The sequence below is a fragment of the Streptomyces sp. NPDC093065 genome (genome assembly GCF_044754585.1).
Classification (GTDB): Bacteria; Actinomycetota; Actinomycetes; order Streptomycetales; family Streptomycetaceae; genus Streptomyces.
This window is the reverse complement of record NZ_JBIVPJ010000001.1, coordinates 345,192-357,364: the sequence shown is the minus strand read 5'-3', so window position 1 is coordinate 357,364 and position 12,173 is coordinate 345,192. Positions and strand designations below refer to the sequence as shown.

Below are 12,173 nucleotides of genomic sequence, written 5' to 3'. Positions count from 1 at the left end.
CTACCAGATCGACTCGACCCACTCCGGGTGGTCGACGAACGGGTTGCGGTTGTGCTGGTAGTCGTCGTAGATGACCTGGTTGCGGTGCTCCTCGAAGGCGTCCGGCGGGTCCTCGTCGTTCCAGGCCTTCAGTACGGAGAGCTTGCCGATGTACGGGTTGCTCCCGTTGTCCACCTGGCCGTTGACCTCCAGGTCGGCGAAGCCGTCGCCGCCCTCGTAGCGGACCGCCATGTAGAAGATCATGCGGGCCACGTCGCCCTTGACGGCGTCGCGGGGTTCGAAGGAGTCGGAGTCGCTGAGGCTGCCGCCCCCCTCGCTGACCGCGCTGCCGCCGTTGTCGAAGTCCTTGTTGCCCCGCACGCTGTTGACGCCGACGTCCGAGGGGCGCAGGTGGTGCAGGTCGGTGCCGGGGCCGGTGGCGGTGCCGAAGTCGCCGTGGGACTTGGCCCACACGTGCTCGCGGTTCCAGTCGCCGGTGTCGCCGCCGTTGAGCGACTTGCCGCGGGAGACGCCCGAGTAGAGCAGGATCACGTTGCCGGTGTTGTCCGGGTCCTCGTCGGTGGCCTTCAGGGCGTCCCAGACACCCGAGTACGACAGCTTCGTCTGGTCGCTGATGATGGTGTGGAGGGACGACTTGAGGCTCGTGCCGGTCTTGCCGATCGCGTCCTTGTAGTACGTCGAGTCGTAGTCCGTGTTCGTCGTCGTGGACGCCGTGGCCGGGCTCGCCGTCAGGGAGGGGGCGGCGAGCCCGGCGAGTACGGCGGCCGCGGCGAGGGCCGCCGCCTTCCGGCGCCGGGTGCGTATCGCGAGCATGTGGGGTGTCCGATCTACGCGTGTGGAGTTGTGTGGTACGACGAGCGTGACATGGACATGTTGGAGGTGGGGTGTACGGAGAGTGGCGATTGCGTGACGGTGGCCCCCGGCCGGGAGGGGCGGGGGCCACCGGGGCGGATGCGCCGGGGGGTCAGTCCACGTCGGCGGGATCAAGCCGGTAGAGGGACGAGGAGCTCTCCGAGTCGCCGCTTCCGTATTCGCTCGCCTCGACGGCCGTGCCGTGCTCCTGGACCCACTGGGTCACCTCGGAAGCGGCCCCGGAGCCGCCGCCCCTTCCGCCGCCCATGCCCCCGCCGCCGGCCTGGACGTAGTGCAGCTCGCCGTTCTTCACCAGCTCCTTGAGCCGGGCGAGGGTCATGGCGTTGTCGCTGCCCGACCAGCCCCACATCGAGATGACCGGTTCGCCGCTGCCGAGGATGAGCTGTGCCGCGCTCTGCGAACTCGACACGGCCAGGAGCCACTTGGCCCCGTCCCGGTGCTTCTTCAGGTACGCGACCAGCTCGCTGCTCGCACCGCCGCCCATGTCGGCACCGCCACCCGGACCGCCGGTTCCGCCGCCGAAGCCGCTCGCACCGCCCGGCTGTTCGGCGCCCGCCTCGTCGCCGTCGCCGTCCGGCTGTCGACCGTCCGCCCGCTGACCGTCTGAGTCCGTGCCGGACCCGGACCCGGACCCGGACCCGGAGCCGGAGCCGGAGCCCATGCCCGTGCCGGAGCTGCCGCCCGGGGGTGTGCCGCCGCCGGTATCCCCGGAGCCGCCGGTATCCCCGGAGCCGCCGGGAGCCCGGCCGCCCGGGCCCCGGCCGCCGGACCCCTCACCCTCCCCACCGCCCGGGAACCCGCCCCGGCCGCCGCCGCCACCCGGACCACCGCCACCGGGACCGCCGGCCCCGCCACCCGGGCCGCCCATGCCGCCCCCCGTCGAGGGACCGGCCGTCGGGTTGGTGCCGCCCGCCATGCCGCCGCCCGAGCCGGACGGCACCGACCAGGCGTACGCCGCCGGGCCCGCCACCGCCGCGACGACGGCCGCCGCCACGGACACCGCCAGCAGCCGCACCCGCCGCCCCGACCGGAACACCAGCAGCCCCGCGATCGCCAGCGCCATGACCACCGCGATCGCCGGCCACAACCACGTGTTCCACCCGGACGCGCGGCGCAGCAGCACGACCGCCCACACGCCCGTGACGCCGAGGGCGAGCGGCAGCACCCACACCCACCGCCGGTCGGCCCGGAACGCGCGCAGCAGCATCACCCCGCCGCCCCCGCACAGCGCCGCGATCCCGGGTGCGAGCGCGGTCGTGTAGTACGGGTGCATGGTGCCCTCGGCGAGGGCGAAGGTCAGGTAGTGCAGGGCCGTCCACCCGCCCCAGAGGACGAGTGCGGCGCGCGTGAGGTCGGTGCGGGGCGCCCTGCCGCACAGCACGAGGCCGCCGGCGAGCGCGACGCCCGCGAAGGGGAGCAGCCACGAGATCTGGCCGCCGAGGGCGTCGTTGAACAGCCGGCCGACGCCCGCCGCGCCCGAGAAGCCGCCGCCACCTCCTCCGCCCCCGCCCATGTTGCCGTCGCCGCCGAGGATCCGGCCGAGCCCGTTGTAGCCCGTGATCAGGTCCCAGGCCGTGCCGTCGGTCGAACCGCCGATGTACGGCCGCTCGGAGGCGGGAACGAGGGACACCGCGGCTGCCCACCAGAAACTGGAGACCGCCAGCGTGACGGCGGCGAGCAGCAGGTTCCTGAGCCGCTTCGTCCGGGCGAGGTCCGTCGCGTACACGTAGACGAGGAAGACCGCCGGCAGCGCGATGTAGCCCTGGAGCATCTTCGTGTTGAAGGCGAGCCCGAAGCAGGCCGCCGACCCGAGCAGGGGCCCCAGCCGCCCGTCACGGACGGCGCGCAGACCGAGCGCCGCCCCGGCCACCATCAGGAACACCAGCAGCGTGTCCGGGTTGTTGTCCCGGTTGATGGCGACCGTGATCGGGGTCAGCGCCAGCACCAGTGCGGCGAGTGCCGCCGCACCGTGGCCCCACACCCGCCGCACGGACGCGTGCAGGATCCAGATCGTCGCCAGCGCGGCCACGATCAGCGGCAGCATCATCTGCCAGGTCCCGTACCCGAACAGACGGCACGAGAGACCCATGACCATCAGGGCGAAGGGCGGCTTGTCGACGGTCAGGAAGTTGCCCGCGTCCAGGGAGCCGAAGAACCACGCCTTCCAGCTCTCGGTGCCGCTGAGCACGGCCGCGCTGTAGAAGCTGTTCAGGCCGGACCCGGACAGGTTCCAGCAGTACAGCCCGGCCGCCAGGGCGAGGATCGCCAGGAGCGCGGGCCGCGACCACCGGGGCGCGCCGGCGGTCGGGGACGGTACGGGCGGCTCGGTGGCCGCGTGCGGTGGAGCGGTGGCAGATGTCACCACGCCACCGTGACCGCGGCCGATGGGCACGGGCTGTGGTCCGCCTGGGGGCGAGCTGTGGATCGCGCGAGGTGTGACCGGCCGATTGTTGCGGCGGGATGAAATCCCCGCTCGCCCGTGTTGGTGCCTTCCGGTAGATCAGGTGAGCAGGACGACCGACCGGAGGGCACGGCGTGGACGCGCAACGGGGCTGGGTGCGACGACTGACGGGGTACGCCTGGCGGTATCCCAAGGACGTCGTCCTCGCGCTCGGGGCCTCGCTGGGCGGCATGGCCGTCATGGCGTTCGTACCGCTGATCACCAAGGTGATCATCGACGACGTGATCGGCGACAAGACCAGGGACATGGCCGTCTGGGCCGGTCTCCTGATCGGCGCCGCGGTCGTCGTCTACGCCCTGACCTACATCCGCCGCTACTACGGCGGCCGGCTCGCCCTCGACGTCCAGCACGACCTGCGCACCGACATGTACGGGACGATCACCCGGCTGGACGGGCGGCGGCAGGACGAGCTGTCCACCGGGCAGGTGGTCGGCCGGGCGACCAGCGACCTCCAGCTGATCCAGGGCCTGCTCTTCATGCTCCCGATGACCATCGGGAACGTCCTGCTCTTCCTGATCTCCCTGGTGATCATGGCGTGGCTGTCCCTGCCGCTCACCCTGGTCGCGCTGGCCGTCGCGCCCGCCCTGTGGTTCATCGCCCGCCGCAGCCGCAGCCGGCTGCACCCCGCCACCTGGTACGCGCAGGCGCAGGCCGCCGCCGTCGCCGGGGTGGTCGACGGCTCGGTGAGCGGCGTACGCGTGGTGAAGGGCTTCGGGCAGGAGGAGCAGGAGACCGGGAAGCTCCGCGAGGTCGGACGCAGGCTCTTCGCCGGGCGGCTGCGCACGATCAGGCTGAACGCCACCTACACCCCGGCCCTCCAGGCCGTCCCCGCGCTCGGCCAGGTCGCCATGCTCGCCCTCGGCGGCTGGCTGGCCGTACGGGGGCACATCACCCTCGGCACCTTCGTCGCCTTCTCCACCTACCTCGCCCAGCTGGTCGGCCCGGTCCGCATGCTCGCCATGGTGCTCACCGTCGCCCAGCAGGCCCGCGCCGGCACCGAGCGCGTCCTGGAGCTGATCGACACCGAGCCGGCCATCGAGGACGGCACGAAGACGCTGCCGGCCGACGCGCCCGCCACCGTCGAGTTCGACGACGTCGCCTTCGGCTACGACACGGGCGACGGGGAGCCGCGACCCGTCCTGGACGGACTCTCCTTCGAGATCCGCGCGGGTGAGACCCTCGCCGTCGTCGGCTCCTCCGGTTCCGGCAAGTCCACCGTCTCGCTGCTCCTGCCGCGCTTCTACGACGTGTCGCGCGGAGCCGTCCTGGTCGGCGGCCACGACGTGCGCGAACTGACCCTCGACTCGCTGCGGGCGGCCGTCGGACTCGTGCCCGAGGACTCCTTCCTCTTCTCCGACACCGTCCGCGCCAACATCGCCTACGGCCGCCCGGACGCCACCGACGAGGAGATCGAGGCCGCCGCACGGGCCGCGCAGGCCCACGGCTTCATCACGGAGCTGCCCGAGGGCTACGGCACGACCGTCGGCGAGCACGGGCTGACCCTCTCCGGCGGCCAGCGCCAGCGCGTGGCGCTCGCCCGGGCGATCCTCACCGACCCCCGGCTGCTGGTCCTCGACGACGCCACGTCCGCCGTGGACGCCAAGGTGGAGCACGAGATCCACGAGGCGCTGAAGCAGGTCATGCGGGGCCGCACCACGCTCCTCATCGCCCACCGCCGCTCCACCCTCGGCCTCGCCGACCGCATCGCCGTCCTCGACCGCGGCCGTCTCGCCGACCTCGGCACCCACGAGGAGCTCCAGGAGCGGTCCGCCCTCTACCGGCGCCTGCTCACCGACCCCGACGAGCTGGGCGGTGTCTCGCCCGGCCACACCCGCCCCGCCGGGAAGACGGAGGACACCTCCGACACCTCCGTGCGCGACGAGCTGGACGCCGAGTTCGACGCGGAGCGCGGCGTCACACCACGGCTGTGGACCGGCGACCGCGCGCCCAAGGACACCGCGCTCGCCGACACCCCGGCCACCCCGGAGCTGCTCGCCCAGGTCGACGCGCTGCCCCCGGCGGACGGCACCCCGGACATCGACGAGGCGCGGGCGGTGCGGCCCGAGTCGTCCTACGGCCTGCGGCGTCTGCTGAGCGGCTTCCGGGCGCCGCTGCTGATCAGCCTCGCCCTCGTGGCCGTGGACGCGGGCATGGGCCTGCTGCTGCCGCTGCTGATCCGCAACGGCATCGACGACGGCGTCACCCAGGTCGCCCTCGGCGCGGTGTGGGCGTCCTCGCTGCTCGGCCTGCTCGCCGTACTCGCCCAGTGGGCCGCGCAGACCGGCGAGATCCGCATGACGGGCCGGACCGGCGAGCGGATCCTGTACTCGCTCCGCCTGAAGATCTTCGCCCAGCTCCAGCGGCTCGGCCTCGACTACTACGAGCGCGAGCTGACCGGCCGGATCATGACCCGGATGACGACGGACGTGGACGCGCTGTCGACGTTCCTGCAGACCGGACTCGTCACCGCCTTCGTCTCGGTCGTCACCTTCTTCGGCATCATGGTCGCCCTGCTGGTGATCGACGTGCAGCTCGCCCTGATCGTCTTCGCGACGCTGCCGCCGCTGATCATCGCCACGTACTACTTCCGCCGGGCCAGCGTGAAGGCGTACGAACTGGCCCGCGAGCGGGTGTCCACGGTCAACGCCGACCTCCAGGAGTCGGTGGCGGGCCTCAGGATCGTGCAGGCCTTCCGGCGCGAGGGGGACGGCGGGCGGCGTTTCGCCGAGCGCAGCGACAGCTACCGGCAGGCCCGCATCCGCGGACAGTGGCTGATCTCGATCTACTTCCCGTTCGTGCAGCTGCTGTCCTCGGCCGCCGCCGTGTCCGTACTGGTCGTGGGCGGCGGGCGGATCGACGACGCGACCCTGACGACCGGCGCGCTGGTGGCCTACCTGCTCTACATCGACCTGTTCTTCGCACCGGTCCAGCAGCTCTCCCAGGTTTTCGACGGCTACCAGCAGGCCTCCGTCTCGCTGGGCCGCATCCAGGAACTGCTGCGGGAGCCGACCTCCACCCGGGCCGCCGAGCAGCCCTCCGAGGTCGCCTCGCTGCGCGGCGAGATCGCCTTCGAGGACGTGCGCTTCACCTACGGCGGTGACGACGCCGCGGAGGCCGCGCTCACCGGCATCGACCTGCGCATCCCCGCCGGGCAGACCGTCGCCTTCGTCGGCGAGACCGGCGCGGGCAAGTCGACGCTGGTGAAGCTGGTGGCCCGGTTCTACGACCCGACCGAGGGCCGGGTCACCGTCGACGGGCGGGACCTGCGCGCCCTGGACCTCACCTCCTACCGGCACCGCCTCGGCGTCGTCCCGCAGGAGGCGTACCTCTTCCCCGGCACCGTCCGCGACGCCATCGCCTACGGCCGCCCGGACGCCACCGACGCCCAGGTGGAGGCGGCGGCACGGGCGGTCGGGGCGCACGAGATGATCGCCACGCTCACCGGCGGCTACCTCCACGAGGTCGCCGAGCGGGGCCGCAATCTGTCCGCCGGACAGCGCCAGCTGATCGCGCTGGCCCGCGCCGAGCTGGTCGACCCGGACGTGCTGCTCCTCGACGAGGCGACGGCGGCCCTGGACCTGGCCACCGAGGCGCAGGTCAACCAGGCCACCGACCGCATCGCCGGCCGCCGCACCACGCTCGTCGTCGCCCACCGGCTGACCACCGCCGCCCGCGCGGACCGCGTCGTCGTCATGGACGGCGGGCGGGTCGCCGAGGACGGCACGCACGACGAACTGCTGGCCCTCGACGGGCGGTACGCACGGCTGTGGCGGACCTTCGTCGGCGCGGCCGAACCGGAGGAGCCGGTCGGCGCGGCCCGCTGACCCGCCGTTCGGGCAACCATTCGACACCCTGCGTGCGTCCGTACACCCGTACGTCGTCAGTCATCGCCCCACGGAGGGGGACCGCAGTGGGCCGGACCGGTGCCGCAACCCGTCGTCGGCTGGCGCTCGGCACGGCCGTGCTGAGCGCCGCCGCGCTGCTCGCCGTCGCGACGCCGCAGGACGCACAGGCCGCCACGGGATGCCCCGGCCGCAAGGTGCGCACCCTGCCCCTCTCCACCGGGTCCGTCCTCGTGTACCGACGCGGCGGCCACGTCTGTGCCGTCACGGTCCCCAAGAAGCCGGGCACGAAACGGCAGATGTCCGTGAGCGTGCAGGCACGGGGCGGCCGGCCGGTCGTGGACTCGGGCCGGTTCGCCCACCGGGCCGGACCGGTGACCGTGCACGCCGGAAAGCGCTGCGTGCGGGTGACCGGCAAGGTGGCCAAGAGCTCCGTCGGCTCCGGCTGGATCCTCTGCTGACCCTGGTGTCGCGGGAGTTGCTCCGATAGCTTCCGGCGGACATCCGTTTCACAGGGAGGGTGCATGCGCAAGGCGCTCAGATGGCTGCTGGCGCTCGTGGTGCTCATAGGCACCGTCAGCACGGCGGGCGCGGCCACCGCCGCCGAGCCGAAGGCCGTCGACATCAAGGACCGGCTGCTGTCCATACCGGGCATGAGCCTGATCGAGGAGAAGCCGTACACCGGCTACCGCTTCTTCGTCCTCAACTACACCCAGCCGGTGGACCACCGGCACCCGTCCAAGGGCACCTTCCAGCAGCGGATCACCGTGCTGCACAAGGACGTGAACCGCCCGACGGTCTTCTACACCGGTGGCTACAACGTCTCCACGACGCCCAGCCGGCGTGAGCCGACCCAGATCGTGGACGGCAACCAGGTCTCCATGGAGTACCGCTACTTCACGCCGTCCCGGCCCGCCCCGGCCGACTGGTCCAAGCTGGACATCTGGCAGGCCGCCAGCGACCAGCACCGCATCTTCAAGGCCCTGAAGCGCGTCTACTCGCAGAACTGGATCTCCACCGGAGGCTCCAAGGGCGGCATGACCGCCACCTACTACGAGCGCTTCTACCCGCGTGACATGGACGGCGTCGTCGCCTACGTCGCCCCCAACGACGTGGTGAACAAGGAGGACTCGGCCTACGACCGCTTCTTCGCGCGCGTCGGCACCGAGGAGTGCCGCGACAAGCTGAACGGCGTGCAGCGCGAGGCGCTGGTGCGCCGGGCGCCGCTGGAGAAGAAGTACGCGGCGTACGCGGCCGGGAACGGCTACAGCTTCGACACCATCGGCAGCCTCGACCGCGCCTACGAGGCCGTCGTCCTCGACTACGTCTGGGGCTTCTGGCAGTACAGCACCCTCGCCGACTGCGCCGACATCCCGGCCGACGCCAAGAACGCCACCGACGAGGCGATCTGGGACTCCGTCGACACGATCTCCGGCTTCTCCGCCTACACGGACCAGGGCCTGGAGACGTACACGCCGTACTACTACCAGGCGGGCACGCAGCTCGGCGCGCCGACGATCCACTTCCCGCACATCGAGAAGAAGTACGTCCGCTACGGCTACCAGCCGCCGCGCAACTTCGTGCCCCGCTCGATCCCGATGAAGTTCGAGCCGTGGGCGATGCGGGACGTCGACACCTGGGTGCGGCACAACGCCAGCCACATGCTGTTCGTGTACGGCGAGAACGACCCGTGGGGCGCCGAGCGCTTCCGTCTCGGCCACGGCGCGCGCGACTCCTACGTCATGACCGCGCCCGGCATGAACCACGGTGCGAACGTGGCCGGTCTGGTCGCCGACCAGAAGGCCTTCGCCACCGCCCGCATCCTGGACTGGGCGGGCGTGGCCTCCGCCAAGGTCCAGGAGAACCCGTCGGCGGCCGAGCCGCTGGCGACGTTCGACGCCGGGCTGGACAAGCGGGACGTCGAGCGCGAGCCGGCGCTGCGGCCGTAGGACCGTCCGCGACTTGCCCGTCCGGCACGGTGACTGTGCCCGGCCGCTCACAGCGGCCGGGCACAGCCCGTTCCACAGCCCGGGGAGCGGGTCAGGACCGGTAGCTCAGCCCGTGCCCGAGCGGGAGGAGCACCGTGTCCGGGTCGTCCGCGCGCATCACCGGCACCGGCAGCTTCCCGCGCGGCCGCACCCGCCCGGCGATCACCCGGGCCGCCGCCCGTACCTCCACGTCCGTCCAGGAGTAGGCGGCGAGGAAGGCGGGGACGCCGGGCAGCTGGGCGACGTCGTACGGGTTGCGGACGGCGACCGCGACGACCGGCTTCCCCGTCTCCAGCAGCCGCGTGACCAGGGTGCGCTGGCTGTTGCCCGCGGTCACGTTGTACGTGGCGACGACCACCGCGTCGGCGTCCCCGGCCGCCGTGACGGCGGCGTCGACGGCGGCGGCGGAGGGCGCGGTGCCGGTGGACAGGGCGGTGGCCGTGAAGCCCAGCTCCGTCAGCGCGCCCGCGAGCACACCGGTGGGCGGGCCGGTCGTGCCCGAGGGCGAGGCCGGATCGGCGCCCACGACCAGCAGCCTGCGGTGCTTCCGGTGCGAAAGCGGCAGCAGCCGGCCCTCGTTGACCAGCAGCGTGGTGGTCCGCTCGGCGATCCGGTCGGCCGCGGCCAGGTGCGCCCGGGTGCCGACGGTCCGGTCGACGTCCCGGCGGGTGGTGTACGCGTCCCGGAACAGCCCGAGCTTCGCCTTCAGCCGCAGCACGCGCAGGATCGATTCGTCGAGCCGCGCCTCGGTCAGTTCGCCCTCCCGGACGGCCGTCAGGACGGCGTTCCAGGCGAGCGGCAGGTCCGGCGGGTTCAGCAGCTGGTCGACACCGGCCTTCAGGGCCAGCACCGGCACCCGCTCGTCGCCGTACTTCGTCCGTACGCCCTCCATGCCGAGGGAGTCGGTGACCACGACGCCGTCGTAGCCCAGCTCCTCGCGCAGGATGCCGGTGAGGATGGGGCGGGAGAGGGTGGCCGGGTCGCCGGAGTCGTCGAGCGCGGGGACCATCAGGTGGGCGGTCATGATCGCGTCGATGCCGGCCTCGATCGCCGCGCGGAAGGGCGGCGCGTCCAGCTCCTCCCACTGCTCACGGCTGTGCGTGATGACGGGGAAGCCGGTGTGGCTGTCGGTGGCGGTGTCGCCGTGCCCGGGGAAGTGCTTGGCGCAGGCGGCGACACCCGAGCGCTGATAGCCCGTCACCTCCGCGGCCACCAGCTCCGCCACCGCGCCCGGGTCGGCGCCGAAGGACCGCACGCCGATCACGGGGTTGGCCGGGTTGACGTTGACGTCGGCCACGGGGGAGTAGTCCTGGCGGATGCCCAGGGCGTTCAGCTCGGCGCCCGCGATCCTGCCGAGGGTACGGGCGTCGGACCGCGACCCGCCCGCCCCGACGGCCATCGCGCCCGGGAAGAGGGTGGCGGGCTCGCCCACGCGGGCCACTATGCCGTGCTCCTGGTCGGTGGAGATCAGCACGGGCAGACCGCGGGGCTGCTCCAGGGAGGCCTTCTGGATGCCGTTGGACAGGTCGGCGATCTGGTGCGGGTCGCGGGTGTTGTGCGCCCAGGCGAAGTAGATGATGCCGCCGACCCGGTACCGGGCGACCAGCTCGGCCGCGGTGCGGACGCCGATCTCCGCCAGGTTGGCGTCGACGTCCGCCTGGTCGGGGTCCGTGGCGGAGTGGCCGTAGACCCGCATCACGAAGAGCTGCCCGACCTTCTCCTCCAGCGTCATACGGGAGATGAGGCCGCGGAGCTTGTCGTCGTCGGGCCTGCGGGCGTCGGCGTGGGCCGTCCCGCCCCCGGCCGCGAGGGCCGCGGTGACGACCGCGGTGGCGGTGAGGACGGTGCGTCTGGAGGGCTGAGCGGTGCTTCCCGTGCCGGCCGTGCTGCTGTGGTGCACGTGCGCTCCTTCCGGAGGGCTGCTGAAGGAAACTGCCAAGGAGTCACCAATATCCGGGAAGTTTCTGCCAGTCAAGGGACCGCACACGAGTCGCCCGGGCGGACGGTGGAGGCGGGTCGGCCGGCGGCGACCGAGCGGCCCGTGGAGCTGTCGTGGGCCGAGACGGCCGGCCAGTGGGCCCGCAGCGTGCGGACCGTTTCCGCGATGGCCGGGCGGCGTGCCGCGCCCGTGCGCCACAGTGCGTACAGGCGTCGTACCGGCATCGGGTCGAGCGGCACCTCCACCACTCCCGCGGGCAGCGGGCCGCGTCCCAGCCGGGGGATGAGGGCGACGCCGAGACCGGCGGCGACCAGGGCGACCAGGGTCGGGTTCTCGTCCGCCTGGTGGACGATGTCCGGCTCGTGCCCGGCGCCGCGCAGCGTCCGCAGCAGCCAGTCGTGGCACACCCGCCCGGGCGGCTGGCAGATCCACCGCTCCCCGCCCAGCTCCGCCCGCCGTACGGCGCTCCGCCCCGCGAGGCGGTGGCCCTCGGGCACCAGCAGGTCGCACAGGTCCTCCCCGATCGGCGCCTGCTCCACCCCGGCCGGGGCGGGCAGCGGGGCGATGTCCCAGTCGTGCGCCACCACCAGGTCGACCGCCCCCTTGGCCACCAGGTCCACGGACAGGTGCGGGTCGACCTCGGTGAGCCGCGCGTCGAGGCCCGGGTGGCGTGCCGCCAGGTCGGCCAGCACGGAGGGCAGCAGACCGCGCGCCGCCGACGCGAACGCGGCGATGGCCAGCCGCCCCGACGGCACCCCGCGCCGCTCCTCGAGGCGGGTCTCGGCCCGCTCCACGATGGCCAGCAACTCACCGGCGGTGGCGACCAGTTGCCAGGCCTCGTCGGTGAGCCGCACCCCGCGCCCCTCCCGCTCCAGGAGCACCGTCCTGGTCTCCCGCTCCAGCTTGGCGATCTGCTGCGAGACGGCGGACGGCGTGAAACCGAGCGCGGCGGCGGCCGCACCGACCGTCCCGTGCACGGACACGGCGTGCAGGGCGCGCAGACGCTGGAGGTCGAGCACGGCGGCTCCCGGGGGTGAGACGGACGAGGGGCGGCGTAACGAAAAGCATTA

At 72.9% G+C, this 12,173-nt stretch carries 7 protein-coding genes; 3 read left to right on the top strand and 4 right to left on the bottom strand.

What is annotated here, in order from left to right:
• Both ACIQFU_RS01475 and ACIQFU_RS01470 read right to left on the bottom strand, forming a co-directional pair.
• Positions 1-813 carry an endonuclease I family protein gene (locus tag ACIQFU_RS01475; RefSeq protein WP_402548141.1) on the bottom strand — a complete coding sequence of 271 codons (813 nt, stop codon included), beginning with the start codon at positions 811-813 and terminating at the stop codon, positions 1-3.
• A gap of 151 nt (positions 814-964) precedes the next feature.
• A complete protein-coding gene (locus ACIQFU_RS01470; protein ID WP_402548139.1) occupies positions 965-3,235 on the bottom strand; it encodes an ArnT family glycosyltransferase in 2,271 nt (756 codons plus the stop codon).
• Positions 3,236-3,408: 173 nt separating this feature from the next.
• Here ACIQFU_RS01470 and ACIQFU_RS01465 point away from each other — a divergent pair, with 173 nt between their 5' ends.
• From ACIQFU_RS01465 to ACIQFU_RS01455, 3 genes are all read left to right on the top strand, one after another.
• A complete protein-coding gene (locus tag ACIQFU_RS01465) occupies positions 3,409-7,158 on the top strand; it encodes an ABC transporter ATP-binding protein (RefSeq protein WP_402548137.1) in 3,750 nt (1,249 codons plus the stop codon).
• Between the two features lie 86 nt (positions 7,159-7,244).
• On the top strand, positions 7,245-7,637 hold the full coding sequence (locus ACIQFU_RS01460; protein ID WP_402548135.1) for a hypothetical protein: 393 nt from the start codon (positions 7,245-7,247) through the stop codon (positions 7,635-7,637).
• Between the two features lie 63 nt (positions 7,638-7,700).
• Positions 7,701-9,125, top strand: a complete 1,425-nt coding sequence (locus ACIQFU_RS01455) for a S28 family serine protease (protein WP_402548134.1) — start codon at positions 7,701-7,703, stop codon at positions 9,123-9,125.
• 91 nt (positions 9,126-9,216) lie between these two features.
• Here the strand turns inward: ACIQFU_RS01455 and ACIQFU_RS01450 are convergent, their stop codons facing one another.
• Both ACIQFU_RS01450 and ACIQFU_RS01445 read right to left on the bottom strand, forming a co-directional pair.
• Positions 9,217-11,064: a glycoside hydrolase family 3 protein gene (locus ACIQFU_RS01450; RefSeq protein WP_402548133.1), complete on the bottom strand. Its 1,848-nt coding sequence runs from the start codon at positions 11,062-11,064 to the stop codon at positions 9,217-9,219.
• A gap of 71 nt (positions 11,065-11,135) precedes the next feature.
• Entirely contained in the window at positions 11,136-12,122 is a 987-nt protein-coding gene (locus ACIQFU_RS01445; RefSeq protein WP_402548132.1) for a LysR family transcriptional regulator, read from the bottom strand.
• Between the last annotated feature and the right edge of the window lie 51 nt (positions 12,123-12,173).

Excerpts from the sequence above, each read along its gene's own strand:
- ACIQFU_RS01475 (WP_402548141.1), bottom strand. The coding sequence starts at position 813 with ATGCTCGCGATACGCACCCGGCGCCGGAAGGCGGCGGCCCTCGCCGCG.
- ACIQFU_RS01455 (WP_402548134.1), top strand. The coding sequence starts at position 7,701 with ATGCGCAAGGCGCTCAGATGGCTGCTGGCGCTCGTGGTGCTCATAGGC.